Raw genomic sequence first — 26,636 nt, forward strand, 5'->3', positions numbered from 1 at the left:
GTGCCGCCTCGGGTTCGCTGGGACCGGACCTCAGGCTAGCACGGATTCGCTGAAGGCCTTGCTGGCGAGCGTCGCCGCAGGTCAGCGCATGTCGGGGGCGACCGCGTGCGCCAGCGGCGGCTGGGTGGTCGCGATCCAGATGCCGACAAAAACGGTGACGATGCCGGCCACCAGATTCCAGCTCAGCGGTTCGCCGAGCAGGGCTGCGCCGACCAGCGATGCCGCGATCGGATTGACGGTGACCGAGATCGCCACCCGGGTCGGCGTCGTCCGCTCCAGCGCGAGGGCCCAGAGATAGAAGGTGAGCGCGGCGCCGAAGGCGCCGAGATAGATCGCGCCGAACCATTGCGGCGCGCCGAAATCGGCAACCGGCGCAAAACTGCCGCGCAGCAGCGACGCTGTTATGAGGACAACAGACCCGGCCGCCATCGCGAGCGTGGTGAAGGGGATCGGGCCGGAGCGGCGGATATAGGGTTTTGACCAGATGCTGTAGAGCGCCATGCACAGCGCGGCTGCGACCATCAAGAGGTCGCCGCGCCAGGCGCCGGGTGGCGCTGTGGCGAGGCCGGAGAGCAGCGCCATCGAGACGCCGAGGATGGTGATCAGGACGCCTGCGGTTTTGCGTGCGGTGAGCGCTTCGGCGCCCAGCGCCGCGCCGACCAGCATGGTCAGCAGCGGCAGTGTCGACAGCGCGAGCGCGCCGCGCGCGGCGGTGGTGAAGATCAATGAGGCGTTGAACAGGACCGGAAATGCCGCAAAGAACAGCAGGCCGAGGCCGGTAACGCCGAGCCAGTCGTGCCGCGTCGGCCAGCTCCGGCGTTGCAGCAGTGCCGGCGGCAGCAGCAGCAGGACGCCGATGCCGAAGCGGAACGCGCCGATCGCCAGCGGGTCGATGGCGCCGACCAGAAACCGCGTCGCTCCGATCGAAGTGCCGCCGAGCGCGCTCGATGCCACCGCCGCCAACACCCCCCAGATCTCGCCCATTCCCTTCGCCCCTCGGTTTTGCTTGCGCAATCTAGGGATGGGGACATAATCAGGGAATGGAATAGATTTGATCGATTAAATCAAAGATCGTTATGAGTGCGCCCATCATGGACCCGGATCTTCTGCAGGCCTTTGTCGCGGTGGCGGAGCATCGCTCCTTCACCCGCGCGGCCTCGGCGTTGAACCGGACCCAATCCGCCGTCAGCATGCAGGTGAAGCGGCTGGAAGAGCGGCTGCAGGCCGAACTGTTTCACCGCAGCACGTCAAGTGTCGACCTGAGTGCGGCAGGCGAGGGATTGCTCGGCTATGCCCGCCGCATCCTGAGCCTCAACGCGGAGGCGGTCGGCCGGGTGCGCGCGCACGGCACGGATGGGCGGGTTCGCCTCGGTGTGATGGACGACTATGGGACGATGATCGTCCCGCCGCTGCTCAAGGACTTCATCGCCGGCTATCCGCTGATCCATGTCGAGATGGAGACGGGGCTGACGTCGACAATGACCGATCGGCTCGGCGAAGCCTATGACCTCGTGATCGCGATGCACCCTGAGGGACGCGGCGAGGCCGAGTTGCTGCGCACCGAGCAGGCGGTGTGGGCCGCGAGCGCCGTGCATCGCGTCGAGGAGCTCGATCCGCTGCCGGTCGCGCTCTATCCGCAGGGCTGCCTGTTCCGGAGCTGGGCGATGCAGGCGCTGGACCAGGCGAACCGGCCGTGGCGGCTCGCCTTTGTCAGCCACAGCCTGTCCGCGGTCGAGGCGATCGCGGCGCAGGGCCTCGCCGTGACCGTGGTCAAGTCGGGGACGTTTCCGCCGACGCTGCGTCGGCTGACCGCGCGCGACGGCATGCCGCGGCTGCCGCGGGCCGAGATACGGCTGCATCGTGCGCAAAACCTGTCGCACGCGGCGTCACTCCTGGCCGATCATCTCGTCGCGGCGCTGCGGCAGCCGGCGAGGCGAGCGGCGAGTTAATAGGTCGCGCGGCCGCCGGAGATGTCGAACACCGCGCCGGTGGAGAAGGCGCAATCCTCCGACGCCAGCCATGCCACCATCGAGGCGAGCTCCTCGACCTGCACGAAGCGGGCCTTCGGGATCTTCGACAGCATGAAGTCGATGTGCGCTTGCGTCATCTGGTCGAAGATCGCGGTCTTCGCCGCAGCCGGCGTCACCGCATTGACCAGGACGTCGTGCTGCGCGAGCTCCTTGCCGAGCGATTTGGTGAGCGCGATCAGGCCCGCCTTGGACGACGAATAATGCGCGGCGTTCGGATTGCCTTCCTTGCCGGCGATCGAGGCAATGTTGACGATGCGGCCGTATTTCTGGCCGATCATGGTCGGCACGATCGCCTTGCAGCAGATGAAGGGACCCTCGAGATTGATGCGCATTACCCTGCGCCAGTCGTCGAGATCGGTTTCCCATACCGGCCTGTTGGCTCCAGTGATACCGGCGTTGTTGACGAGAATGTCGATCTTGCCGAACGCCCGCAGCGTTTGATCGCGCGCGGCGTCGACCGCGTCGGGATTGGTGACGTCGGTCTTGATCGCGATCACGTTCTCGCCGATCGCCCGTGCGGTCTTCTCGGCCAGCGGCTGGTCGAAATCCCAGATCGCGACCTTGGCGCCCGACGCGACAAAGCGCTCGGTGATGGCGCGGCCAAATCCCTGCGCGCCGCCGGTGACGACGGCACAGCGCCCGTTGAGATCGATCTTGTTCATTGCTGCCTCCCGATTAAAGCGTCCAGCCGCCGTCGATGACGTGGGCGACGCCTGTCGTGAACGAGCTTTCGTCGCTGGCAAGATAGACGGCGAGCGCGGCGATTTCCTCGGCGGTGCCGAGCCGGCCCATCGGCTGGCGCGCAACGAACATCTCGCGTCCCTGCGGCCCGGCAGCTGCCGCACGCTCAAGCATCGAAGGCGTCTCGATGGTGCCGGGGCAGATGCAGTTGCAGCGGATGCCCCTGGCGATGAAGTCGGCCGCGACCGAGCGCGTCAGTGCCGCGACCGCGGCCTTGGTGGCGCTATAGACGTAGCGGTTCGGCGCCGCCTTCACCGCGCCGGCGGCGGAGGCGATGTTGACGATGGCGCCGCCGCCCTGCGCCAGCATGCCGGGCAGGAAAGCGCGCGTGGTGCGGTGCATCGACTTGACGTTGAGGTCGAAGGAGAAGTCCCAGTCGTCGTCCGAGCACTCCAGGGCGGTGCCGTGATGCACGAAGCCCGCGGCATTGAGCAGGATGTCGGTCTTGCCGGCGCGTTTTGCCATTGCCTCGACGGCTGCGGTGTCGCGCACGTCGAGCTTCGCAACCTCGGCGACGCCTTCCTGCTTGAGCAGCGCAAGTTTGCCTTCGTCGATATCGGTCGCGAACACGGTCGCACCCTCGCGGGTAAAGGCCAGCGCGCAGGCACGGCCGATGCCGACGGCCGCTGCGGTTACGAATGCGCGTTTGCCCTTCAGGCGGTCTGACATGCGTTTCTTCCTTCTTTGGCGATTTGCAGTGTCATGCGCGGGCTTGACCCGCGCATCCATCTTTTCGGAGAACGATGGCTTGCCGGGTCGCGCCCGGCAATGACGGTTTGCGTCCTAGTGATTATCGCGCGCCACGCCGACCTTGCCGGCGATGTCGTGGTAGCGCGTCGCGAGCTCGAGGCAGGCGCCGGTCGCATGCTGGCCGACGGTCTTGCGGTAGAGCTCCTGCCACGGCGTCTGGTTGGCCGGATGCGGGAAGCCGCCCTTGGCCTTCAGCTCGGCGCGGCGGGTGCGCAGCTCATCCTCCGAGATCATGATGTTGGCGCTGCCCTTGTTGAGGTCGATGCGCACCTTGTCGCCGGTCCTCAGGATCGCGAGCCCGCCATCGGCCGCGGCCTCGGGCGAGGCGTTGAGGATCGAGGGCGAGCCCGAGGTGCCGGACTGCCTTCCGTCGCCGATGCAGGGCAGGGACAGGATGCCGCGTTTGATCAGCGCCGCGGGCGGCTGCATGTTCACCACCTCGGCGCCGCCGGGATAGCCGATCGGGCCGGTGCCGCGGACGAACAGGATGCAGTGCTCATCGATGTCGAGCGCGGGATCCTCGATCCGGTTGTGATAATCCTCCGGCCCCTCGAACACGATGGCGCGGCCCTCGAAGGCATTGAGGTCCTTCTGATTGGACAGGTACCGATCGCGGAATTCCTTCGAGATCACGCTGGTCTTCATGATCGCGGAGTCGAACAGATTGCCGCGCAGCACGATGAAGCCGGCGTCCTTCACCAGCGGCTTGTCGTAGCCCCAGATCACGTCGCCGTCGGGCGCAGGTGCTTCCTTGCAATTTTCGCCCATGGTGCGGCCGTTGACGGTGAGGGCGCCCTCGTGGATGCGCTTGTGCTTGATCAGCTCGCGCACCACCGAGGGCACGCCGCCGGCGCGGTGATATTCTTCGCCAAGATAGAAGCCGGCCGGCTGCATGTTCACCAGCAGTGGGACGTCATGGCCGTATTTCTGCCAGTCGTCGATCGACAGCTCGACGCCGACATGGCGCGCCAGGGCATTGATATGGATCGGCGCATTGGTCGAGCCGCCGATCGCGGAGTTGACCACGATGCAGTTCTCGAACGCCTCGCGCGTCAGGAAGTCCGACGGCTTCAAATCCTCCCAGACCATGTCGACGATGCGCTTTCCTGTCTCGTAGGCGATCTGGCCGCGCTCGCGATACGGCGCCGGGATCGCCGCGCAGCCCGGCAGCGAGAAGCCGAGCGCTTCCGCGAGCGAGTTCATGGTGGAGGCGGTGCCCATCGTGTTGCAATGGCCGACCGAGGGGGCCGAGGAGGCCACGATCTCGATGAATTGCTCATAGTCGATCTCGCCGGCGGCGAGCCGTTCGCGCGCCTTCCACACCACGGTGCCGGAGCCGGTGCGCTGGCCTTCGTGCCAGCCGTTCAGCATCGGGCCGCCCGACAGCACGATCGCCGGCAGGTTGACGGTCGCCGCCGCCATCATGCAGGCCGGCGTGGTCTTGTCGCAGCCGGTGGTCAGCACCACGCCGTCGAGCGGATAGCCGAACAACACCTCGACCAGGCCGAGATAGGCGAGGTTGCGGTCGAGCGCCGCGGTCGGGCGCTTGCCGGTCTCCTGGATCGGATGGGTGGGAAACTCCATGGCGATGCCGCCGGCGGCGCGGATGCCCTCGCGGACGCGGTGCGCGAGCTCGAGGTGATGCCGATTGCAGGGCGACAGGTCGTTGCCGGTCTGCGCGATGCCGATGATCGGCTTGCCGGACTGCAATTCCTCTCGCGTCAGGCCGTAGTTGAGATAGCGCTCGAGATAGAGCGCTGTCATGCCCGGATTGTGCGGGTTGTCGAACCATTCCTGGGAGCGGAGCCTGCGGCCCTTGCCCTTGCTGGTCGCGCCTGCGGCGTCGTGCCCGTTGGTGGGGGATTTTGTCATTGGTTTCTCCCGCAATGCAAACTGGTGGGCCCATTCAAGGGCTCTGGTTCAACGTCGTTTCTACCTTGCGCAAATCGTCGTGCATTACAAACCCGACCGATCACGCACAGGTGTTTCGTGTGATGGATTGGACCTTAGTTGAAGGGTCTTGGTTGCGCTATCATTTTATCATTTTTCGCGTCCCTTATGACGGGCAGCTGCCGGGCGACGTCAATTGCGTCGCGCCGAGCTTTGCCGTTCCATGACACTGAAGCCGAGATCGACGACGGGTTCGGCGGGCCGGCGCCCTTCCAGCGTCTCGATAACCATCACGGCAGCGTTTCTGCCCATTTCGTAGCGATTGGTGCGCACGCTGCTCAAGGTCGGCTCGCTCGACGCCATGAATTCGAGGTCATTGAAGCCGACGATCGCTATCTGCTCCGGCACCGCCATGTGCCGGCGCTTGCATTCGAACAGCGCGCCGAGCGCAAGGTCGTCATTGACGCAGAACACCGCATCGATGTCGGGCGCCTTGGCGAGCAGGTCGGCAAACAGCGTCCCGCCGAGCGTGACCGAGGTCGGGATCGCCGTCGTCACAATAAGCTGTGGATCGAACAGCCCAGTGTCGGTCATCGCGGAGCGATAACCGTCGAGCCGGCGCTGCACCCGCGGATCCATCCGCGCGCCGAGGAATCCGATCCGCCGGTAGCCCTGCGCGAGCAGGTGGGCGATGGCCGCTTTTGCGGCGTCAAAATGCGAGAATCCGATCATCATGTCGATCGGGGAGGGACCGACCTCCATGATCTGGACGATCGGACAATCGACCGTCTCCATGATGCGGCGGGAATCGGCGGTCTGGTTGATGCCGGTAATGATCAGCCCGGCGGGCTTCTGTGCCAGAAACAGACGCAGCAGGCGCTCTTCCTGCAGGATGCTGTAGCGGGTGTTGGCGAGCTGAATGCTGTAGCGACTGCCGTCGAGCGCGTCATAGATGCCGCGCAGCACGTCGGAGAACACGTTGTTGGTCAGCGACGGGATCAGGACACCGATCACCTCGGTGCGCTGCGACGCAAGCGCGCGTGCCGCGAGATTGGGCACGTAACCGAGTTCTTTTGCCGCACTTTCGACCCGCGCGCGCTTACCGGCCGAAAGTGCTTCCGGATTCCTGAAGAACCGTGAGGCCGTAATCGGGCTGACACCGGCGAGCTTCGCGACTTCGGCGAGCCGGATCTTGCCTGGCGTGATGCGCTTTCGGGCCATTTGCCGCTCATATCACGACGTTCGTCGCAGACAAACTGATATTGACAGCGCTACCAAGCGATTGCTAATCGAACGATTGCCAAAACCGGATAAACTGCGGACAATAACGCCAGTCCAACAGCGCCGCGTACCCAGCGCGGCCGGAACACAAAACAGAGCGGTGGCGGCACTCGTCGTACGTCGTCGGGAACTTGAGGGAGGGAAGTGGATGTCGTCGGTCCAGATTCGCGACGTGCGGAAATCATTCGGCAATTTTGAGGTTCTGCACGGCGTGTCGATCCCGATCGAGGACGGCGAGTTCGTCGTTCTGGTCGGCCCCTCCGGCTGCGGCAAGTCGACCCTGCTGCGCATGCTGGCGGGGCTCGAGAATATCACCTCCGGCACGATCTCGATCGGTGACCGCGTCGTCAACAATGTCCAGCCCAAAGAGCGCGACATTGCGATGGTGTTCCAGAACTACGCGCTCTACCCGCACATGACGGTTGCCGACAACATGGGCTTCTCGCTCAAGCTGCGCGGCGCCAAGCCCGAAGAGATCTCGACCGGCGTCAAGCGCGCTGCGGAAATCCTCGCACTGACGCCGCTGCTCGAGCGCTATCCTCGCCAGCTTTCGGGTGGCCAGCGCCAGCGCGTCGCGATGGGCCGCGCCATCGTGCGCGATCCCCAGGTGTTCCTGTTCGACGAGCCGCTGTCGAACCTCGACGCCAAGCTGCGTGTTGCGATGCGCACCGAGATCAAGGAGCTGCACCAGCGGCTGAAGACCACGACCGTCTACGTCACCCACGACCAGATCGAGGCCATGACCATGGCCGACAAGATCGTGGTGATGCATGACGGCATCGTCGAGCAGATGGGCTCGCCGCTCGAGCTCTATGACACGCCGGCGAACCAGTTCGTGGCTGGTTTCATCGGTTCGCCGGCGATGAATTTCCTCAAGGGCAATGTGAAGGTGAACGGCGCCGCCTATTTCGAGGGACCGAACGGCGTCAGGCTGCCGCTGAAATCGGCGCCGGCCAATTCCGACGGCCAACCCGCGGTCTACGGCGTGCGGCCCGAGCACTTCACCATCGCCGATGACGGCGCCGAGGCCGAGATCGTGGTGGTCGAGCCGACCGGCTCGGAGACCCAGGTGTTCGCCAAGCTCGGCGGCGAGCAGGTCGTCGCCGTGTTCCGCGAGCGCCATCTGTTCAACCCGGGCGACAAGGTTCGGCTCAAGCCGGATCCGTCGCTGGTCCATCTGTTCGACGATTCGACGGGGAAACGACTGAACAACTGACGGACCGATCGATCTTAATGGCCGACCAACAGGCCAGATCAAAAACAACAAAAACACAATCATAGGGAGAAGGACGATGCACGATTTTACTCGCCGCTCGCTACTTCAGGGCGGCACGGCGCTGGCTGCAACCGGCATGCTCACCGGGCCGGCGCTGTTTGACTTCGCCAAGGCCTGGGCGCAGAGCGCGCCCTGGAAGGCGGAGCCCGGCGCCAAGCTCACCGTGATGCGCTGGAAGCGCTTCGTGCCGTCGGAAGACGATGCGTTCAACGCGATGGTCGCAGCCTTCAAGTCGGCGACCGGCACCGAGATGAATGTGTTCTCGGAATCCTTCGAGGACGTGCAGCCGAAAGCCTCCGTCGCCGCCAACACCGGTTCGGGCCTCGATCTGGCCTGGGGCCTGCACACGCTGCCGCAGCTGTTTCCGACCAAGGTCCTCCCGATGAACGACGTTGCCGATTATCTCGGCAAGAAGTACGGCGGGTGGACCGAGGCTGCCGCCACAACCTGCAAGAAGGGCAATGACTGGCTCGGCATTCCTGTCGCGACCGTCGGCGGCTATTTGACCTACCGCAAGTCGGCGGTTGAAAAGGCCGGCTTCAAGCAGGTGCCGTCCGACTTCCCGGCCTATCTCGAACTGTGCAAGGCGCTGAAGAAGAACAACACGCCGGCCGGATTCGCGCTTGGCCATGCCACCGGCGACGCCAATGCCTGGGTGCACAACATCCTGTGGGGCTTCAATGGCTGGACCGTCGACAAAGACGACAAGGTCATCATCAACTCGCCGGAGACGATGAAGGCGCTGGAATATGCCAAGGCGCTGTCGGAGACCTTCATTCCGGGTGTCGCGTCCTGGAACGACTCCTCCAACAACAAGGCGTTCCTGTCTGGCGAATTGTTCCTGACCTCGAACGGCATCTCGATCTACATCGCCGCCAAGGACGACCCGAGCAAGAAGGAGCTCGCGGACGATATCGACCACGCGCTGTGGCCGGTCGGGCCGATCGGCAAGCCGACCGAGCTGCAGCTCGCGGTTCCGATCCTCGCGTTCAACTTTACGAAGTATCCGAACGCGGCAAAGGCTTTCGTCGCCTTCATGCTGGAGAAGGAGAATTACGACAAGTGGCTGACCGGCGCGCGGGGCTATCTGACCCATACGCTGAACGCCTACGACTCGGCTCCGGTGTGGACCGCCGATCCGAAGAACGCGGTGTTCGGCCAGGCCTCGAAGCGCGCGCTGCCGGCCTCCGGCATCGGCACGCCCGGCGAGAAGGCCGCGACCGCGATCGCCGACTTCATCGTGGTCGACATGTTCGCGAACTACTGCACCGGTGCCAAGGACGGCAAGGCCGCGATGGCGGAAGCCGAACGGCAGCTGAAGCGTATCTATCGCTGATGTGATGGCCGCGGGCGGCGGAGCGCCGCCGCCCGCGTCATCATTGGAATGCCATCATTGGAATATTGCGTAGTCATGCTCAATCCGTTGAGCAATCGGGACATCGCCTATGGCTGACATCGCCCTTGCGCCGCGACGTGCGAAAACCGAAATCCGCGAAGCGACCGCCTGGGATCAGCTCCGCCACAACAAGAACTGGCTCGGCTTCTGGTTCATGTTGCCGGCGATGGCGTTCCTGATCTTCTTCCTGGCCTATCCGCTGGGGCTCGGCATCTGGCTGTCCTTCACCGACACCCGCATCGGCCGCGTCGGTCATTTCATCGGCACCGAGAACTATGAATGGCTGTGGGACGACGCCATCTTCTGGCTGTCGGTCTTCAACACGCTGCTCTACACCTTCATCGCGAGCGCCGTGAAGTTCGCGGTCGGGCTCTATCTGGCGCTGCTGCTCAACGAGCGCATGCCGTTCAAGGCGCTGTTGCGCGCCGCGGTGCTGATCCCCTTCATCGTGCCGACCGTGCTGTCGGCGCTGGCGTTCTGGTGGATCTTCGATTCCCAGTTCTCGATCATCTCCTGGTCGCTGAAGCACCTTGGCCTGATCACCCAGAACATCAATTTCCTCGGCGATACCACTTGGGCCCGGATCTGCGTGATCTTCGCCAATATCTGGCGCGGCGTGCCGTTCGTCGCGATCACGCTGCTGGCGGGCCTGCAAACCGTGCAGCCTTCGCTGTATGAGGCGGCGACCCTGGATGGCGCTTCACGCTGGCAGATGTTCCGTTACATCACCTATCCCTTGCTGACGCCGATCATCGCCGTCGTGATGACGTTCTCGGTGCTGTTCACCTTCACCGACTTCCAGCTGATCTGGGCGATGACCCGCGGCGGCCCGGTCAACGCCACTCATTTGATGGCGACGCTGTCGTATCAGCGCGCGATCATCGCGGGGCAGCTGGGCGAGGGCGCCGCGATCTCGAGCGCGATGATCCCGTTCCTGCTCGCCGCGATCATGGTGTCATGGTTCGGCCTGCAACGCAGGAAGTGGCAGCAGGGAGAGAGCAATGACTGATCTTCCCGCCTCCAAGGTCGACCTCAAGAGCATCCTGTCGACGCCGTCGCGCGTCGACAACAGCGAGGGCATGAGCTACCTGCAGTCGGTGCCGCGGCGGATCGTGACGCTCTACATCCCGTTGTCGATCATCGTGATCATCCTGCTGTTCCCGTTCTATTGGATGGGGCTGACGGCGATCAAGCCGGACGAGCAACTGCTCGATCTCGACAAGTACAATCCGTTCTGGACCTGGAATCCGACCTTCAAGCATATCCACAAGCTGCTGTTCGAGAGCTACTATCCGCATTGGCTCTGGAACACGATGTATGTGGCGGTGGGCGCCACCGTGCTGTCGATCATCGCGAGCGTGCTCGCGGCCTATGCGATCGTGCGGCTGCGCTACAAGGGCGCCAACGTCGTCGGCGGCCTGATCTTCCTGGCCTATCTGGTGCCGCCGTCGATCCTGTTCATTCCGCTCGCGACCGTCGTGTTCCAGTACGGCCTGTTCGACTCGCCCCTGGCGCTGATCCTGACCTATCCGACGATCCTGATTCCGTTCTCGACCTGGCTGTTGATGGGCTATTTCAAGACCATTCCGTTCGAGCTCGAGGAATGCGCACTGATCGACGGCGCCAGCCGCTGGCAGATCCTGATCAAGATCGTGCTGCCGCTCGCCGTCCCCGGCCTGATCTCGGCCTTCATCTTCTGCTTCACCCTGTGCTGGAACGAATTCATCTATGCGCTGACGTTCCTGCAGTCGACCCCGAACAAGACCGTGCCGGTCGCCATCGTCAACGAATTCGTTGACGGTGACATCTATCGCTGGGGGTCCCTGATGGCAGGGGCGCTATGCGGCTCGCTGCCGCTGGTTATTCTTTACGCGTTCTTCGTAGAGCATTATGTCTCGGCGATGACGGGTGCCGTGAAGGAATGAGCGCGCAAGGCCCGCAGCTGAATTCGAACAAGACAAGAAAAGGAGCAGGGTCGTGCACATTCTGATTCTGGGCGCCGCCGGCATGGTCGGCCGCAAGCTGACCGAGCGTCTCTTGCGCGAGGGCCGCCTCGGCAAGCAGGAGATCACCCGGATGACGCTGCAGGACGTGGTCGCGCCGGCCAAGCCTGCGAACGCCTCGATCCCCGTCAATGTGGTCGCATCCGATTTCGCCGATGCCGGGGCCGCGGCGCCCCTGATCGCCGAACGTCCCGAGGTGATCTTCCATCTCGCCGCGATCGTCTCGGGCGAGGCTGAGGCCGAGTTCGACAAGGGCTACCGGATCAACCTCGACGGCACCCGCTATCTGATCGACGCCATCCGTGCCGTCGGCGGCGGCTACAAGCCGCGGCTGGTGTTCACGTCCTCGATCGCGGTGTTCGGCGCGCCGTTCCCCGAGAAGATCGGCGACGAGTTCTTCCACACGCCGCTGACGAGCTACGGTACCCAGAAGTCGATCTGCGAGCTCCTGATCAACGATTACACCCGCAAGGGCCTGCTCGACGGGATCTCGATCCGCCTGCCGACAATCTGCGTGCGTCCGGGCAAGCCGAACAAGGCGGCGTCCGGCTTCTTCTCCAACATCATCCGCGAGCCGCTGGCGGGAGAGGAGGCGGTGTTGCCGGTCTCCGAGGACGTCCGGCACTGGCATGCCTCGCCGAAATCGGCGGTCGGCTTTCTGGTCCACGCCGGCACGATGGATCTCGATGCGATGGGGCCGCGGCGCAATCTCAGCATGCCCGGGATGTCCGTCACCGTCGGCGAGCAGATCGCGTCGCTGGAGCGCGTCGCCGGCAAGAACGTCACCGCGCGGATCAAGCGGGTGCCTGATCCGACCATCATCAGCATCGTTTCGGGCTGGCCGCGCGATTTCGCCACCGACCGCGCGCTGAAGCTTGGATTCACCACGGCCGAGAAGACGTTCGACGATATCATCCGGATCCATATCGAGGACGAACTCGGCGGCAAGTTCGCCGCCTGAGTGCGGGCTAAAGCATGATCCGGAAAAATGCGAAGCGGTTTTCCCTCGCGACAAACGCGGAACGCGTTTGCGCGGAGATCATGCTCAGACAAGGGGCTAAGGCGCGATGATGATTCAACCAAGCTTCATCGCGCTTTAGCGCGGCGCTCGAGATGACCAGAGTTGCCAGCATCGGCGAATGCATGATCGAGCTGCGCCAGGCCCCTGGCGGCCAGCTCGGCGGGCTGTATTCGCGCTCCTATGGCGGCGACACGCTCAACACCGCGGTCTATCTGTCCCGGCTCGGCATCCACGTCGATTACTTCACGGCGCTCGGCGATGATGCCCTGAGCGATGAGATGATCGCGGGCTGGACGAGCGAAGGCATCGGGACCAAGCATGTCGTGCGATCGGCGGGCAAGCTGCCCGGCCTCTATCTGATCCAGACCGACGACAAGGGCGAGCGGCGCTTCTTCCACTGGCGTGACAGCGCCGCCGCCCGCGACCTGATGGATCTGCCCGAAACGGAAGACATCCTGAACTCGCTTGCGACCTATGACCTCGTCTATCTCTCGGCGATCACGCTCTCGATCCTGCGCGAGGATGGGCAAGAGCGATTGCTGGCGGCGCTGAAGCGTGCGCGGCTGCTGGGGACGCGGTTCGCGTTCGACACCAATTTCCGCGCCCGCGGCTGGCCGGACCTGAACATCGCGCGCAAGGCCTTCAGCAGCGCGTTCGAGACGGCCGATATCGTGCTTGCCTCGACCGAGGATCTGGCGCCGCTTTATCCCGGCGAGAGCAACACGGCGCTGCTTGCGGGTATCTCGAGCCCCGAGGTGGTGCTGAAGCTCGCCGAGCCGGCCTGCATCGTGCGCTCGGCCGGCGGAACGCGCGAGGTGAAGGCGGAGCAGCTCACCAAGCCAGTGGTCGATACCACCGCGGCTGGCGACAGCTTTGCCGCCGCCTATCTCGCCGCCCGGCTCGGCGGCGCCGAGCCCGAGGAGGCGGCGCGCGCCGGCCATCGGCTGGCCGGTGTCGTGGTGTGCTATCCCGGCGCGATCATTCCGCGCTACGCCATGCCGCCGAAAAAGGCGCTTCGTCTCCCACCATCCCGCAAGGCCTCGCAATGACAACGACATCGAAGCAGGACCAGATCGCTGAGCTGATCCGCCAGGCCACCGTGATCCCGGTGCTGACCATCGAGCGGCTCGAGGACGCGGTGCCGCTTGCGAAGGCGCTGGTCGCCGGAGGCGTGCAGACGCTCGAGGTGACACTGCGGACGGCGGTCGCGGTCGACGCGGCCAAGGCCATCATCGCCGGTGTGCCGGAGGCGATCGTCGGGATCGGCACGATCCTCAATGGTGATGACCTGGCGCGCGCCGAGGCGCTGGGCGCCAAATTCGGCATCAGCCCGGGTGCGACGCCGGAGCTGTTGGCGGCGGCTGCCTCCAGCCGGTTGCCGTTCGCGCCGGGGATCGCGACCGCCTCCGAGCTGATGCAGGCGCTGGCCCACGGCTTCGACATCGTCAAATTCTTCCCGGCCGAGCAGGCGGGCGGTATCAAGGCACTGCGGGCTCTGGCCGGGCCATTTCCGCAGGTCAGGGTGTGCCCGACCGGCGGGGTCAGTGAGGCCAATGCGGCGACCTGGCTCGCCGAGCCCAATGTGCTGGCGGTCGGCGGTTCCTGGCTGTGCCCGGCGGCCGATATCCGCGCCGGCAATTGGGCCGGCATAACCGCCATGTGCGCGACGGCGATGAAAACGCTGAAAGCCGCCTGAAGATACGCTACATAACCCTCCGAACAGGAACAGGGAGATACAGCCATGACCGCCAGCATCGTGGGTTGGGCGCACACGCCATTCGGAAAATTCGACGCGGAGACCGTCGAGGGTCTCGTGGTCAAGGTCGCCAACGAGGCGCTGGCTGACGCCGGCATCGCCGCGTCCGATGTCGACGAGATCATGCTCGGCCATTTCAACGCCGGCTTCTCGCCCCAGGATTTTACGGCCTCGCTGGTGCTGCAGGCCAATCCGGCGCTGCGCTTCAAGCCGACCACCCGGGTCGAGAATGCCTGCGCCACCGGATCGGCCGCCGTGCATCAGGGCATCCGCGCCATCGAGGCGGGCGCTGCGAAGATCGTGCTGGTGGTCGGCGTCGAGCAGATGACGAGGACGCCGGGCCCGGAGATCGGCAAGAACCTGCTCAAGGCGTCGTATCTGCCCGAGGACGGCGACACGGTCGGCGGCTTCGCCGGCGTATTCGGCAAGATTGCGCAGGCCTATTTCCAGAAATACGGCGACCAGTCGGATGCGCTGGCGATGATCGCCGCCAAGAACCACAAGAACGGCGTCGCCAATCCCTATGCGCAGATGCGCAAGGATTTCGGCTTCGAGTTCTGCCGCGCCGAGAGCGACAAGAACCCGTTCGTCGCCGGTCCCTTGAAGCGTACCGACTGCTCGCTGGTCTCGGACGGCGCCGCCGCGCTGGTGCTGACCGACGCCGAGACCGCCAAGACCATGGGCAAGGCGGTGAACATCCGCGCCACCGCGCATGCGCAGGATTTCCTGCCGATGTCCAAGCGCGACATCCTGCAGTTCGAAGGCTGCACCACCGCCTGGCAGCGTGCGCTGCAGAAGGCCGGCTTGCAGCTCTCCGATCTGTCCTTCGTCGAGACCCATGACTGCTTCACCGTCGCCGAACTGATCGAATATGAAGCGATGGGCCTGACGCCGAAGGGACAGGGCGCGCGCGCGATCATGGAAGGCTGGACCCAGAAGGACGGCAAGCTGCCGGTCAATCCGTCCGGCGGCCTCAAGGCCAAGGGTCACCCGATCGGCGCCACCGGCGTCTCCATGCATGTGATGAGCGCGATGCAGCTCACGGGGCAGGCGCCCGAGGGCATGCAGCTCAAGAACCCGCAGATCGGCGGCATCTTCAACATGGGCGGCGCCGCAGTCGCCAACTACGTCTCGATCCTCGAGCCGGCGAAGTAGCTTGAACATTGCCGAATGGCTGGCGGCGACGGCACGGGCGCGTCCCGACGCGCCGGCGCTGCTGACCGGTTTCGATCTCGACGCCGACTACGCCACCTTTGCCCGCCGCGCCGCCTCGATCGGGGCGGCGCTGGCGCGTGATCACGGCATTGCCGCGGGCGACCGCATCGCGCTGTTTGCGTCGAACTGCACGCAATATCTCGAATGCCTCTACGGCATCTGGTGGATCGGCGCCGCCGCGATCCCGATCAACGCCAAGCTGCACGGCCGCGAGGCGGCGTGGATCTGCGGCAATGGCGGTGCCAAGCTCGCTTTCGTCTCCGATGATACGATCGGTGCGTTGAACGAGGCGAAGGACGACTGCCCCGCCGGCATGACCACGCTGTCGGTCGACAGCAACGCTTACAAGACGATGCGAAGCGGCAAGGGCCCACCTGCGCCGCTTCCGCGCGAAGACAACGATCTCGCCTGGCTGTTCTACACATCGGGCACCACCGGCCGTCCCAAGGGCGTGATGCTCAGCCACGGCAATCTGGTCGCGATGTCGCTGTGCTATCTCGCCGACGTCGATCCGGCGACGCCGCAGGATGCCTCGCTCTATGCCGCGCCGATCTCGCATGGCGCCGGCCTCTACAATTTCCCGCACGTCCGGATGGGCGGTCGCCACGTCGTGCCGGAGTCCGGCGGCTTCGATCCGGATGAGGTGCTCAACCTCGGCCGCCAGCTCGACAATGTCGTGATGTTCGCGGCCCCGACGATGGTGCGCCGCCTGGTCGACGCCGCGAAGAAGCGCGGCGAGAACGGCGAGGGGCTGCGCACCATCGTCTATGGCGGCGGTCCGATGTACACGGCCGACATCACCGATGCGATGGCGACGATGGGCCAGCGCTTCGTGCAGATCTACGGCCAGGGCGAGTCGCCGATGACCATCACGGCGCTGTCGCGCGGCTGGCACGCCCGAAGCGATCATCCGCGCTATCTCGAACGGCTGGCTTCGGTCGGGCTGGCGCAGAGCGTCGTCACCGTGCGCATCACCGACAAGGACGGCAACCCGCTGCCTGCCGGGGAGACCGGCGAGATCGAGGTCAAGGGCGCGACCGTGATGCTCGGCTACTGGAACAATCCGAAGGCCAACGCCGAGACATTGAAGGACGGCTGGCTGCGCACCGGCGATGTCGGCCGGCTCGATGCCGACGGCTTCCTCACGCTGTCGGACCGCTCCAAGGACGTAATCATCTCCGGCGGCACCAACATCTATCCGCGCGAGGTCGAGGAAGCCCTGCTGACCCATCCCGATGTCCGCGAGGTCTCGGCCATCGGCGTGCCGGATCCGGAGTGGGGCGAGATCGTTGTCGCCTGCGTCGTGCTCGCGGACGGCGCCGCCGCCGACGACGGCAAGCTCGACGCGCATTGCCTTGCCTCGATCGCCCGCTTCAAGCGGCCCAAGCGCTATGTCTATCTCGGTGCACTGCCGAAGAACAATTATGGCAAAGTGCTGAAGACCGCGCTGCGGGAGATGCTGGCCAAAGGCATGGGCTAAATCGCGGCGAGGCTGGGTTGAATCGAAAACATCGAAAACAACCCCATGCACAGTAGGGATTGGGGTCGCTAAAGCGGTTAAGGGATAGGCCGCCGCCTCCCGCCGCGCTAAGCTGCCTGTGCTTGTCACCGGGAGAACGGACCATGGGAATCGAGACGTCTCTGTCGCTGTCGGAAGTGAACGATCGCATCGCGATCCTCCGGGACAATATCAGGCAGCTGATCGAGCAGGCCGCAGGCGCAGCCGGCGCCGAAGTCGAGGAGCGCATCGCCGAGCGGCTCGAGCAGCAGAATGCGGAACTGGAAAAGCTCCTGAAGGCGCGCGAGGTGATGACGGGGCAGTAGCCGGCATAAGGGCGGCGGTGAATCCACTTCGTTTTGCCCACCTTGCGTTCCGCCGCACGGAAGCGGCCCGGCCGCAGCCATGCATACGCCCATACGCCCGGCGCAGCTTGATCTCTTTGAAAAGCTCCCGTTACTAGCTCCATAACCACGACATCCGGGAGCGAACAGGACGATGGGACCACTGCAGGGTATCAAGGTCGTCGACATGACGACCGTGCTGATGGGACCCTACGCCACGCAGATGCTGGGCGATTACGGCGCCGACGTCATCAAGGTGGAATCGCCCGATGGCGACGTGACGCGGCAGATCGGTCCGACGCGGCATCCCGGCATGGGACCGGTGTTCCTCAACACCAACCGCAGCAAGCGCTCGGTCTGCCTCGATCTGAAGAAGCCGGCGGGGCGCGAGGCGGTGCTGCGGCTGATCGCGAAGGCCGACGTGCTGGTCTACAATGTGCGGCCGCAGGCGATGGCGCGGCTGCAGCTCGGCTATGACGTCGTTTCCAAGGTCAACCCTCGGCTGATCTACGCCGGCGTGTTCGGCTTCGGCCAGGAGGGACCTTATGCCGCCAAGCCCGCCTATGACGATCTGATCCAGGGCGCGACCGCGCTGCCGGCGCTGATGGCGCAAACCTCGGACGGCGTGCCGCGCTACGTACCGAATGCGCTGGTCGATCGCATCGTCGGCCTCACCGCGGTCGGCGCGATCTGTGCGAGCCTCGTGCATCGCGACCGTACCGGGCAGGGCCAGCGCGTCGACATTCCTATGTTCGAGACCATGGCCGGCTTCGTCATGGGCGATCACATGGGCGGCCTGACCTACGACCCGCCACTCGACAAGGGCGGCTATGCGCGGCATCTGTCGCCGGACCGGCGGCCTTACAAGACGCTCGACGGCTATATCTGCGTGATCGTCTACAACGACAAGCAGTGGGAAAATTTCTTCAAGGCGACCGGCCGCGACGATCTGCGCAGCGATCCGAAATTCGCGACCTTCGCCGGCCGCGCCACCAATATCGATGTCGTCTACGCCGAGCTCGCGCGCATCCTGCAGACCAAGACGACGGCCGAGTGGAACGAGATCCTCGAAAAGGCCGACGTGCCGGTGATGCCGATGCACGATCTCGAAAGCCTGCTGGAGGACCCTCATATGGTCGCGACCGGCGTCTTCCCCGTGGTCGATCACCCGACCGAGGGCCGGATCCGCAGCATGACGCCGTCGGCGCGGTGGTCGGAGACCAAGGTCGAGCCGAGCCGGCTGGCGCCGCGGCTCGGCGAGCACAGCGCGGAGATTTTGCAGGAGGCAGGTTTCTCCACCGAGGAGATCGCGGCGATGGTGCGCGACGGCGCGGCCAAAGCGGTGCAGGCATAGGAGCACGACAGATGGATTTCGCACTCTCCGCCAACCAGGAATCGATCCGCGATGCCGTCGCCAAGATCTGCTCGCGCTTCGACGAGGCCTACTGGCTGAAGAAGGACAAGGAGGGCGGCTATCCGGCCGACTTCCACCGCGCGCTGGCCGATGCGGGCTGGCTCGGCATCTGCATCCCCGAGGAGTATGGCGGCTCCGGGCTCGGCATCACCGATGCCGCGATCATGATGCGCACCATCTCCGAATCCGGCGCCGGCATGTCCGGCGCGTCCGCGGTGCATATGAACGTGTTCGGGCTCAATCCGGTGGTGGTGTTCGGCACCAGGGAGCAGTGCCAGCGCATGTTGCCGCCGATCATCGACGGTCGCGACAAGTCCTGCTTCGCGGTGACCGAGCCCAACACCGGCCTCAACACCACGCAGCTCAAGACCCGCGCGGTGCGGCAGGGCGACAAATACATCGTCAACGGCCAGAAGGTGTGGATCTCGACCGCGCAGGTCGCCAACAAGATCCTGCTGCTCGCGCGCACCACGCCGCTGGAGGAAGTGCGCAGCCCGACCCATGGCCTCAGCCTGTTCTACACCGATTTCGACCGCAAGCGCGTCACCGTGCACGAGATCGAGAAGATGGGCCGCAAGCCGGTCGATTCCAACGAGCTGTTCTTCGAGAATTTCGAGATCCCGGTCGAAGACCGCATCGGCGAGGAAGGCCGCGGCTTCGAATACATCCTGCACGGCATGAATCCGGAACGTATCCTGATCGCGGCCGAAGCCGTCGGCCTCGGCCAGATCGCGCTGAAGCGGGCGTCGGAATACGCCAAGGGCCGCATCGTGTTCAATCGGCCGATCGGCATGAACCAGGCGATTCAGCATCCTCTGGCGAAGTGCTGGATGGAACTGGAGGCTGCCTGGCTGATGGTGCTGCGCGCCGGCTGGCAGTATGACCAGAACCTGCCCTGCGGCCCCGCGGCCAACTCCGCAAAATATCTCGCGGCGGAAGCCGGCTTCCGCGCCTGCGAGCAGGCGGTGATGACCCATGGTGGCTTCGGCTACGCCAAGGAGTATCACGTCGAGCGTTACTTGCGGGAATCGCTGATCCCGCGCATCGCGCCGATCAGTCCGCAGCTGATCCTCAGCTTCATCGGCGAGAAGGTGCTCGGCCTTCCGAAGTCGTATTGATGATAGGAAGCTCCCACGGCGTCATTCCGGGGCGATGCGAAGCATCGAGCCCGGAATCTCGAGATTCCGGGTCTGGTCCTTCGGACCATCCCGGAATGACGATGGAGAAGGTAGAGACACGATGAGCTTCGTCACCGGCGTCGGCCTCACGTCCTACGGCAAGCATGAGGGCCTGTCCTCGCTCGACCTGATGAGCAAGGCGGCCGGGCTTGCGATCTCGGATGCCGGGCTGAAGCGCTCCGACATCGACGGCATCCTCTGCGGCTACTCCACGGTCTCGCCGCATATCATGCTGGCCACGGTATTCGCCGAGCACTTCGGCATTCGCCCGTCTTACGCGCACGCCGTGCAGGTCGGCGGCGCCACCGGGCTTGCGATGACCATGCTGGCGCATCACCTGGTCGACGCCGGTGTTGCAAAACATGTGCTGGTGGTCGGCGGCGAGAACCGGCTGACCGGGCAGAGCCGCGACGCCTCGATCCAGGCGCTGGCCCAGGTCGGGCATCCCGATTACGAGGTGACGCTGGGGCCGACGATCCCGGCCTATTACGGCCTGGTCGCGACGCGCTACATGCATGAATACGGCCTCACGCAGGAAGACCTTGCCGAGTTCGCGGTGCTGATGCGCAAGCACGCGCTGACGCATCCCGGCGCGCAATTCCACGAGCCGATCACGGTTGCCGACGTGATGGCCTCCAAGCCCGTGGCGATGCCGCTCAAATTGCTCGACTGCTGCCCGGTGTCGGACGGCGGCGCGGCCTGCGTGATCAGCCGCGAGCCGGCCGGCGAGCGGCGGGTCCGTGTCCGCGGCTGCGCCCAGGCGCACACCCATCAGCATGTCACCGCCGCGCCTGCGCTGAGCGAACTCGGCGCCGAGATTTCGATCGCGAAAGCGAAGCAGGCGGCGGGCGTCGCGATCTCGGACGTGCGCTACGCCGCGGTCTACGACAGCTTCACGATCACGCTCGCGATGCTGCTGGAGGATCTCGGCCTTGCCGGGCGCGGTGAGGCGGCGGCGCGGGTGCGTGCCGGCTATTTCAATCAGGATGGCGAGATGCCGCTCAACACCCATGGCGGCCTGCTCAGCTACGGCCATTGCGGCGTCGGCGGCGCGATGGCGCATCTGGTCGAGACCCATCTGCAGATGACCGGGCGCGCCGAAAATCGTCAGGTGCGCGACGCCTCGGTGGCGCTGCTGCACGGCGATGGCGGGGTGCTGTCGTCACATGTCAGCATGTTCCTGGAGCGCGTGCGATGAGCGGACGGATCGTGGACTGGACCAAGGGCACTGAAGCCATCGTCTACCAGACCTGCAACGGCTGCGGCGCGCGGCAATATTTCCGCCGCAGCTTTTGCGCTGCATGCGGTTCGCCGGATCTTGCCGAGCGTCGCGCGAGCGGGGCAGGGACAGTATATGCGACCTCGCTGGTCTGCCGCGCGGCGACGCCGGAGACGCGGGCGCATGTGCCGTACAATATCGTGCTTGTCGATGCCGACGAGGGCTTTCGCATGATGGCCCATGGCGACAACGACCTCGCCATCGGTGACAAGGTCGCGGCGCGCTTCACGCAATTCGCGGGGAGGTTGGTTCCGTATTTCTCAAAGACGAAATGAGGGGCTGAACGATCCAGTCAGAACGCGAGACCAGGCTGAACAGGTTCGCTCTTGCCCCTCATAGTTTGCGGATACTAGTGCCAATAAAAGATGACGCTGGCGATGACGAGCATCGCCGTCACCGCCAGCATTTGCGCAAGCGCTTCCGAGGCCGCCCTCTTGGTGGCTTCCTTCATGCGTTTCCCCTAGACTTGGGCGTGACTCATCGTTGCGCAAACTGCGCGCAAGACGGCCGGATTTTTTACTCGGAACACCCCGCGTCGAGTATTCGCTTTTGACGAGTCCCCACTCAGCGAATATCGACTGTGACAGCGTTGTCTGGGAATGCGGCGGCAATTTGACTCGCGCGTGTTGCTCCTGCGACAGCGGCCCGTACGGAGCGTTTTTGAGCGAAGTGGATACCGGTTCGCGTGAAGAAAACGCGTCAAAACAAGGATCTAGAGCCCCGTTCCGATTTCATCGGAACGGAAAAGGCTCTAGTGTTTCGGAACCCGACAGAAACGACAGCAAGATCAAGGTTAGGAAATGGCCCGTATCGACTACTCCGATCCCGCGAAGGCAAACCCGCGGACCCGCGAGATCCTCGACAAGAACCGCAACGCCAACATCTTTCGCATGATGGCGCATTCGCCAAGCTACTTTGAGCAGTATTGCCGGCTCGGCGGCGCGATCCGCCACAAGGGCGAGCTCGATCCCGTCGTGCGCGAGCTGGCAATCACGCGCACCGGCATTCTCTGCGAGGCGCCCTACGAGATCGTCGCGCACAAGCGGATCGGCAAGAATGTCGGCGTCACCGACGAGCAGAACGCCGCGCTCGAGGATTGGCAGTCCGCGACCTGCTTCAACGAGGTGCAGCGCGCGGCGCTCGCCTTCACCGACGAGATCGTCAAGCTGAAGAAGCCGACCGACGCGACCTTCAAGACGATCGCGGCGAAGCTGACGCCGGCCGCGCTGATCGAGCTGCAGCTCTCGGTCGGCTTCTACATCATGACGTCGAAATTCCTCGAGACGTTCGAAATCGACATGCAGCCGGTGACGGAAGTGGTGAGCTGAGCGGATCGCGTCGCGGAGTCCTTCGCCTCGCCCCGCCTGCGGGGAGAGGCCGGAGCGCATGCAGCGAAGCGGAATGCGGTCCGGGTGAGGGGGAATCTCCGCGAGTCTGACTCGAAGTTATTTTGCGGATGCAGCCCCTCACCCAACCCTCTCCCCGCGAAGGGCGGGGAGAGGGTGAAGAATTAGCCCGACGTCAGCAGATCGACCTTAGCATTCGCCACGATCAGCCGATCGGCGAGGATCTGCGCGAGGTTGCGCATGATCCGCTCGCCGGCGCGCGGGTGCTGCTCGCGGAAGCGTTCGAAATCCCTGATCGCGACCTCATAGGCGGTCGCCGACATGTCAGCGAGCACGTCCGCGGAGCGTGTCGGCTCCAGGAGCGCCATCTCGCCGAAAGCCATGCCGGCAGTCAGCGTCGCGAGCCGGATGCCGTCCGGCAGGGTGACGTGGACCACGCCGCTGCGCAGGAAGAACAGCGAGGTGGCCTCACCGCCCGCGGCGATGACCTTTTCATTCTGCTGGTAGGTCCGGACCGTGCAGAGCGCGGTGAGATCGGCGATCTCGGCTTCGCTCAATCCGGCGAGCAGCGGCTGCTCGGCAAGCTCCGTGGTCTCGAGGAAGTCGATCGAGCCGCCATAGCGGTAGACGATCTGGTCCTCGGCCCACTCGATCGCGGTGTCGAGCAGATAGAAATCCCTGATATTGCCGAGCCGCCTGGTCCACTCGCTGATCGTGGCCCATTCGCGCGAGGTGCGCTTGATGCCGGACAGGATCACGGTGACGCCGAGCTCGGCGAGCTCCTGGAAGGCCTCGGCCACCAGCCTTGCGCCGGCGCGGGTCGTCGCGGTGACGCGGCGCAGGTCGAAGATCACGAATTCCGGCCGCGGGCTGCCGGCGAGGCGGCGCGAGACATAGTCGACATTGGAGAGCGACAGGGTGCCGACCAGCTCGATCACGCGAACTTCCTGGAAGTGCCTTGCCAGGATCTCCTGCTCCTGCGGCCGGCGCACCCGCCGCGACGGGTTCTTGCCGATATTGTAGTCGGCGATGATGCTGTGGCGCGCGTCGTCGCTGCGGTTCAGCATATGCAGGTCGTAATGCGCCGACAACGTCTCGCACACCTTGATGCCGCGCACGCTGTTGCCGTGCTTGTCGAGCTTCGGCGAATAGCTGCCGAGCCCGAGCCGCGCCGGCAGTGCCGCCAGAATGCCGCCGCCGACCCCGCTCTTGGCGGGAATGCCGACGCGGTAGATCCATTCGCCGGCATAGTCGTACATGCCCGACGAGGTCATCACCGACAGCGTGCGCGCGATCGCGTAGGGCGTCACGACTTGCTCCTCGGTCAGCGGATTGATGCCGCGATTGGCGAGCGTCGCCGCCATCACGGCGGTGTCGCGCGCGGTGACCAGGATAGAGCATTGCCGGAAATAGACGTCGAGCACCGCAGGCACATTCTCGGTGATCACGCTGTTGGTGCGCAGGAGATAACCGATCGCCCGGTTGCGGTCGCCGGTGGCGCTCTCGGAGGCGTAGACCGCCTCGTCGACATCGAGCTCACGCCCGGCGAAGCGGCCGAGTGCCTGGCGGATAAACTCGAACGCGCCGTCGCCCTTGTCGGCGTGGAGCAGACCGGAGCAGGCGATCGCGCCGGCATTGACCATCGCATTGAACGGATGGTTCTCGGCATTGAGCCGGATCGAGTTGAAGGGGTCGCCGGATGGCTCGACGCCGATCACGCTTTCCACTCGTTCGGCGCCCAGCGTGTCCAGCGCCAGCGCGAACACGAACGGCTTCGACATCGACTGGATGGTGAACGGCACCCTGGTGTCGCCGACCTCGTAGACGTGGCCGTCGAGCGTCGCCAGGCTGATGCCGAAATGGGTAGGGTCGGCCTTGCCGAGCTCGGGGATGTAGTCGGCCACCGCGCCGGTGGCCTCCGGCAGGAAGTCTGCGTGACAAGTGTGCAGAAACCGCAGCAGCGGCGGCTTCGAGCTGGACCAGGCCGTGGTGGTGGCGGTGACGGGAGGAGGCGATCGTTTCATCGCCTCCTGTTGTGCATCGCAATCAGGGCGCGCGCAACTGGTTCGGAACCAGCGCCTGACGGCGGACCAGCAGCAACGCGATCAGCACCGTCGGGGCGAGGATCGCGACCCCCAGCAGCGATACCTGCAGCTGCGACAGCGGGTTGATGCCGCCGCCAGGCGTCGCGAGCACGAAGCCGCCGATCACCAGCAGCACCCGGAGCGGCCATTCCAGGGCACCGGCGCCGCGGAGGTCGCCGACGAAGGCCTGATAGCCCTGGATGCCGCCGCAGATGAACAGGGTGCCGCACGCCGCAAGCGCCATCAGGCCGAGGCCGGCGAGATAGGGGCTCGGGCCCTGCATCACCAATGCCGGGTTCAGCACGAAGAAGAACGGGATGAAATAGATGATGCTGCCGACCCACATCGATTCCCAACCGGTCTTCATCGCGGGCGAGCCGGCGATACCGGCGGCGGCGAAGGAGGCGATCGCCACCGGCGGCGTGATCGACGACAGCATGCCCCAATAGAAGATGAACATGTGCACCGCCATCCGGTTCAGCCCGAGCTTCTCCAGCGCGGGCGCGACCAGGATGGCGAGGAAGATGTAGCAGGCGGTGGTGGTCAACCCGAGGCCGAGGATCAGGCTGGTGAAGGCGCACATCACGAGCAGCAGGAACGCGTTGTCGCCCGCAAGCGTCAACAGATCGTTGGCGAGGCTCGAGACCACGCCGGTCATCGAGAACGCCCCGATCAGGAGACCGCAACCGGCGAGGATGCCGACCAGCTCGACGAAGGTACGGCCATTGACCTCGAGGAATTTTCCGATCGTCCCGAGCGTCCAGCGGCTCTCCTTGGAGAAGATCTGGTTCAGCACCAGCAGCAGCGCGGTGGCGTAGAACGGCGCGTGGCTTTCGCGCTTGAAATACAGCAGCATCACGATCAGGAGCGCGATCACGAAGACGTAGTACCAGCCGTCCTTGATCGTATCCATCACGCGCGGCAGCTCGGCGCGCGGAATGCCCTTCAGCCCGTGGCGTGCGGCGTAGGAATCGACCTGCATGAACAGGCCGACATAGTAGAGCGCCGCAGGGACGATCGCGGCCACCGCGACCTCCGCGTAGCTGATATTGAGGAACTGCGCGATCACGAACGCGGTGGCGCCCATCACCGGCGGCGCCAGCACGGCGCCGGTGGAGGCGCAGGCCTCGATCGCGCCGGCATAGGAGGCGCGGAAGCCGCTCTTCTTCATGACCGGGATCGTCATGGTGCCGGCGGTCAGCACGTTGGAGACGATCGAGCCCGACATCATGCCGAGCAGGCCGGACGCGAAGATGCAGACCTTGGCGGCGCCGCCGCGGAACGTGCCGCACAGCGCGAAGGCGAGGTTGATGAAGAATTTTCCGGCGCCGGTCATCATCAGCGCGGTGCCAAACACCAGGAAGCCGATCACGGTGTCGGCGAAGGCCTGGATCGGAATGCCGAGCAGGCTCTCGCCGGACAGCACGTGATAGGCGGTGGTCTGGTCGAGCGTGAGCTGCGAGCCCCTGAACGGCCCGAGCCAGCTGGCCTCGGCGAACAGCGGATAGACGGTGAAGGGCAGCACGCTGAGCAGGAGGCTCCAGCCGCCGGTCCGGCGCAGCGCCTCCATCAGCATCACCCACATCACGAGGCCGGCAATGATGACGTTCCTGGGAGCGCCGTCGGACTCCCAGCCATATTGCGCCGCCTTGCGCACGTTGAGCATCAGCCAGATCGAGGCGGCGAAGGTCGCGACGGCAAGCGCGAGATCATACCAGGGAATGCGGTTCAGCGGCGCGCGCTCCGTCCCGGGGAAGATCAGGAACGTGAAGGGCAGCATCAACGCGATCAAGAGATAGAAATATTCGGTGTTGAGCTGGGTATAATCGATGAAGAAGCGCAGCGAGAATTGCTGGTTGATGCAGAGCAGGATGGTTGCGGCGGTTGCGACCACCAGCGCCCAGCGCCACACCCCGCGCAGGGTGCGCACGCGCGTGACCTCGGCCTCCTGCAGATTGTCGAGACCGGCATGCGGATCTTCAAATTCGATTCTTTTCGCAGGCGCAGCCGCGGCGTTCTCGGGCATTACGCATCCCCCAATGTTGTCCGTTTTGCCCATAACCTAGAGCATGATCCGGAAAAGTGCGAAGCGGTTTTCCGAAGCGCCATGCTCAAACGGGCGGAAGCGCGATGA

The 26,636-nt window shown here is 64.8% G+C and carries 23 protein-coding genes; 16 read left to right on the forward strand and 7 right to left on the reverse strand.

Annotation, left to right across the window (positions count from 1 at the left end; genetic code table 11):
* Positions 1 to 81 precede the first annotated feature (81 nt).
* Entirely contained in the window at positions 82 to 984 is a 903-nt protein-coding gene (locus tag QA639_RS18615; RefSeq protein WP_283090412.1) for a DMT family transporter, read from the reverse strand.
* A gap of 92 nt (positions 985 to 1,076) precedes the next feature.
* Between QA639_RS18615 and QA639_RS18620 the strand changes: the two genes are divergently transcribed.
* Complete coding sequence (locus QA639_RS18620) at positions 1,077 to 1,949, forward strand: LysR substrate-binding domain-containing protein (protein ID WP_283090413.1); 873 nt, start codon at positions 1,077 to 1,079, stop codon at positions 1,947 to 1,949.
* Here the strand turns inward: QA639_RS18620 and QA639_RS18625 are convergent.
* The 4 genes from QA639_RS18625 to gntR form a co-directional block, all read right to left on the reverse strand.
* Complete coding sequence (locus QA639_RS18625) at positions 1,946 to 2,692, reverse strand: SDR family NAD(P)-dependent oxidoreductase (protein ID WP_028334984.1); 747 nt, start codon at positions 2,690 to 2,692, stop codon at positions 1,946 to 1,948. The two genes, QA639_RS18620 and QA639_RS18625, sit on opposite strands and share 4 nt — an antisense overlap.
* Positions 2,693 to 2,705: 13 nt before the next feature.
* The gene (locus tag QA639_RS18630) at positions 2,706 to 3,440 is read right to left on the reverse strand and encodes an SDR family oxidoreductase (protein ID WP_283090414.1); all 735 of its coding nucleotides are present in this window, start codon (positions 3,438 to 3,440) and stop codon (positions 2,706 to 2,708) included.
* A 114-nt stretch (positions 3,441 to 3,554) separates the two neighbouring features.
* Positions 3,555 to 5,393, reverse strand: a complete 1,839-nt coding sequence (locus tag QA639_RS18635; protein WP_028334986.1) for an IlvD/Edd family dehydratase — start codon at positions 5,391 to 5,393, stop codon at positions 3,555 to 3,557.
* A gap of 210 nt (positions 5,394 to 5,603) precedes the next feature.
* A complete protein-coding gene (gene gntR, locus QA639_RS18640) occupies positions 5,604 to 6,632 on the reverse strand; it encodes an HTH-type transcriptional regulator GntR (RefSeq protein ID WP_050386361.1) in 1,029 nt (342 codons plus the stop codon).
* A gap of 208 nt (positions 6,633 to 6,840) precedes the next feature.
* Between gntR and QA639_RS18645 the strand changes: the two genes are divergently transcribed.
* The 15 genes from QA639_RS18645 (at position 6,841) to QA639_RS18715 (ending at position 22,400) form a co-directional block, all read left to right on the forward strand.
* Positions 6,841 to 7,908 (forward strand): ABC transporter ATP-binding protein, encoded by a 1,068-nt coding sequence (locus QA639_RS18645; RefSeq protein ID WP_283090415.1) that lies wholly within the window; start codon positions 6,841 to 6,843, stop codon positions 7,906 to 7,908.
* Between the two features lie 76 nt (positions 7,909 to 7,984).
* Positions 7,985 to 9,304 (forward strand): ABC transporter substrate-binding protein, encoded by a 1,320-nt coding sequence (locus tag QA639_RS18650; RefSeq protein ID WP_028334989.1) that lies wholly within the window; start codon positions 7,985 to 7,987, stop codon positions 9,302 to 9,304.
* 109 nt (positions 9,305 to 9,413) lie between these two features.
* Entirely contained in the window at positions 9,414 to 10,373 is a 960-nt protein-coding gene (locus QA639_RS18655; RefSeq protein WP_018271134.1) for a carbohydrate ABC transporter permease, read from the forward strand.
* Complete coding sequence (locus QA639_RS18660; protein WP_016847193.1) at positions 10,366 to 11,289, forward strand: carbohydrate ABC transporter permease; 924 nt, start codon at positions 10,366 to 10,368, stop codon at positions 11,287 to 11,289. Before QA639_RS18655 ends, QA639_RS18660 begins: the two co-directional genes overlap by 8 nt.
* A gap of 52 nt (positions 11,290 to 11,341) precedes the next feature.
* Complete coding sequence (gene denD / locus QA639_RS18665; protein WP_028334990.1) at positions 11,342 to 12,328, forward strand: D-erythronate dehydrogenase; 987 nt, start codon at positions 11,342 to 11,344, stop codon at positions 12,326 to 12,328.
* A 152-nt stretch (positions 12,329 to 12,480) separates the two neighbouring features.
* Entirely contained in the window at positions 12,481 to 13,437 is a 957-nt protein-coding gene (locus tag QA639_RS18670; RefSeq protein ID WP_028334991.1) for a sugar kinase, read from the forward strand.
* On the forward strand, positions 13,434 to 14,084 hold the full coding sequence (eda, locus tag QA639_RS18675; RefSeq protein WP_028334992.1) for a bifunctional 4-hydroxy-2-oxoglutarate aldolase/2-dehydro-3-deoxy-phosphogluconate aldolase: 651 nt from the start codon (positions 13,434 to 13,436) through the stop codon (positions 14,082 to 14,084). Before QA639_RS18670 ends, eda begins: the two co-directional genes overlap by 4 nt.
* A 45-nt stretch (positions 14,085 to 14,129) precedes the next feature.
* Positions 14,130 to 15,299 carry an acetyl-CoA acetyltransferase gene (locus tag QA639_RS18680; RefSeq protein WP_050386355.1) on the forward strand — a complete coding sequence of 390 codons (1,170 nt, stop codon included), beginning with the start codon at positions 14,130 to 14,132 and terminating at the stop codon, positions 15,297 to 15,299.
* A gap of 1 nt (position 15,300) precedes the next feature.
* Positions 15,301 to 16,839 (forward strand): class I adenylate-forming enzyme family protein, encoded by a 1,539-nt coding sequence (locus tag QA639_RS18685; RefSeq protein WP_283090416.1) that lies wholly within the window; start codon positions 15,301 to 15,303, stop codon positions 16,837 to 16,839.
* Between the two features lie 143 nt (positions 16,840 to 16,982).
* Positions 16,983 to 17,183: a hypothetical protein gene (locus QA639_RS18690; protein WP_028334995.1), complete on the forward strand. Its 201-nt coding sequence runs from the start codon at positions 16,983 to 16,985 to the stop codon at positions 17,181 to 17,183.
* A 172-nt stretch (positions 17,184 to 17,355) separates the two neighbouring features.
* Positions 17,356 to 18,555, forward strand: a complete 1,200-nt coding sequence (locus tag QA639_RS18695) for a CaiB/BaiF CoA transferase family protein (protein ID WP_028334996.1) — start codon at positions 17,356 to 17,358, stop codon at positions 18,553 to 18,555.
* 11 nt (positions 18,556 to 18,566) lie between these two features.
* The gene (locus QA639_RS18700) at positions 18,567 to 19,733 is read left to right on the forward strand and encodes an acyl-CoA dehydrogenase family protein (RefSeq protein WP_028334997.1); all 1,167 of its coding nucleotides are present in this window, start codon (positions 18,567 to 18,569) and stop codon (positions 19,731 to 19,733) included.
* Positions 19,734 to 19,854: 121 nt separating this feature from the next.
* Complete coding sequence (locus tag QA639_RS18705) at positions 19,855 to 20,991, forward strand: thiolase family protein (protein ID WP_157344788.1); 1,137 nt, start codon at positions 19,855 to 19,857, stop codon at positions 20,989 to 20,991.
* Positions 20,988 to 21,347 carry a Zn-ribbon domain-containing OB-fold protein gene (locus QA639_RS18710; protein ID WP_028334999.1) on the forward strand — a complete coding sequence of 120 codons (360 nt, stop codon included), beginning with the start codon at positions 20,988 to 20,990 and terminating at the stop codon, positions 21,345 to 21,347. The genes QA639_RS18705 and QA639_RS18710 overlap by 4 nt, the downstream gene beginning before the upstream one ends.
* A 525-nt stretch (positions 21,348 to 21,872) precedes the next feature.
* Positions 21,873 to 22,400 (forward strand): carboxymuconolactone decarboxylase family protein, encoded by a 528-nt coding sequence (locus QA639_RS18715; RefSeq protein WP_028335000.1) that lies wholly within the window; start codon positions 21,873 to 21,875, stop codon positions 22,398 to 22,400.
* A gap of 182 nt (positions 22,401 to 22,582) precedes the next feature.
* Here the strand turns inward: QA639_RS18715 and glsA are convergent, their stop codons facing one another.
* Positions 22,583 to 24,442: a glutaminase A gene (glsA, locus tag QA639_RS18720; protein ID WP_050386350.1), complete on the reverse strand. Its 1,860-nt coding sequence runs from the start codon at positions 24,440 to 24,442 to the stop codon at positions 22,583 to 22,585.
* Positions 24,443 to 24,464: 22 nt separating this feature from the next.
* Entirely contained in the window at positions 24,465 to 26,528 is a 2,064-nt protein-coding gene (locus QA639_RS18725; protein WP_028335002.1) for a TRAP transporter permease, read from the reverse strand.
* Positions 26,529 to 26,636: the final 108 nt, after the last annotated feature.

The organism is Bradyrhizobium pachyrhizi, from assembly GCF_029714545.1.
GTDB lineage: Bacteria > Pseudomonadota > Alphaproteobacteria > Rhizobiales > Xanthobacteraceae > Bradyrhizobium > Bradyrhizobium pachyrhizi.

Bases quoted from the DNA above. Each gene is read 5' to 3' on its own strand.
- QA639_RS18615 (WP_283090412.1), bottom strand. From the start codon at position 984: ATGGGCGAGATCTGGGGGGTGTTGGCGGCGGTGGCATCGAGCGCGCTC.
- QA639_RS18620 (WP_283090413.1), top strand. From the start codon at position 1,077: ATGAGTGCGCCCATCATGGACCCGGATCTTCTGCAGGCCTTTGTCGCG.
- QA639_RS18625 (WP_028334984.1), bottom strand. From the start codon at position 2,692: ATGAACAAGATCGATCTCAACGGGCGCTGTGCCGTCGTCACCGGCGGC.
- QA639_RS18630 (WP_283090414.1), bottom strand. From the start codon at position 3,440: ATGTCAGACCGCCTGAAGGGCAAACGCGCATTCGTAACCGCAGCGGCC.
- QA639_RS18635 (WP_028334986.1), bottom strand. From the start codon at position 5,393: ATGACAAAATCCCCCACCAACGGGCACGACGCCGCAGGCGCGACCAGC.
- gntR (WP_050386361.1), bottom strand. From the start codon at position 6,632: ATGGCCCGAAAGCGCATCACGCCAGGCAAGATCCGGCTCGCCGAAGTC.
- QA639_RS18645 (WP_283090415.1), top strand. From the start codon at position 6,841: ATGTCGTCGGTCCAGATTCGCGACGTGCGGAAATCATTCGGCAATTTT.
- QA639_RS18650 (WP_028334989.1), top strand. From the start codon at position 7,985: ATGCACGATTTTACTCGCCGCTCGCTACTTCAGGGCGGCACGGCGCTG.
- QA639_RS18655 (WP_018271134.1), top strand. From the start codon at position 9,414: ATGGCTGACATCGCCCTTGCGCCGCGACGTGCGAAAACCGAAATCCGC.
- QA639_RS18660 (WP_016847193.1), top strand. From the start codon at position 10,366: ATGACTGATCTTCCCGCCTCCAAGGTCGACCTCAAGAGCATCCTGTCG.
- QA639_RS18670 (WP_028334991.1), top strand. From the start codon at position 12,481: ATGACCAGAGTTGCCAGCATCGGCGAATGCATGATCGAGCTGCGCCAG.
- eda (WP_028334992.1), top strand. From the start codon at position 13,434: ATGACAACGACATCGAAGCAGGACCAGATCGCTGAGCTGATCCGCCAG.
- QA639_RS18680 (WP_050386355.1), top strand. From the start codon at position 14,130: ATGACCGCCAGCATCGTGGGTTGGGCGCACACGCCATTCGGAAAATTC.
- QA639_RS18690 (WP_028334995.1), top strand. From the start codon at position 16,983: ATGGGAATCGAGACGTCTCTGTCGCTGTCGGAAGTGAACGATCGCATC.
- QA639_RS18695 (WP_028334996.1), top strand. From the start codon at position 17,356: ATGGGACCACTGCAGGGTATCAAGGTCGTCGACATGACGACCGTGCTG.
- QA639_RS18700 (WP_028334997.1), top strand. From the start codon at position 18,567: ATGGATTTCGCACTCTCCGCCAACCAGGAATCGATCCGCGATGCCGTC.
- QA639_RS18705 (WP_157344788.1), top strand. From the start codon at position 19,855: ATGAGCTTCGTCACCGGCGTCGGCCTCACGTCCTACGGCAAGCATGAG.
- QA639_RS18710 (WP_028334999.1), top strand. From the start codon at position 20,988: ATGAGCGGACGGATCGTGGACTGGACCAAGGGCACTGAAGCCATCGTC.
- QA639_RS18715 (WP_028335000.1), top strand. From the start codon at position 21,873: ATGGCCCGTATCGACTACTCCGATCCCGCGAAGGCAAACCCGCGGACC.
- glsA (WP_050386350.1), bottom strand. From the start codon at position 24,442: ATGAAACGATCGCCTCCTCCCGTCACCGCCACCACCACGGCCTGGTCC.
- QA639_RS18725 (WP_028335002.1), bottom strand. From the start codon at position 26,528: ATGCCCGAGAACGCCGCGGCTGCGCCTGCGAAAAGAATCGAATTTGAA.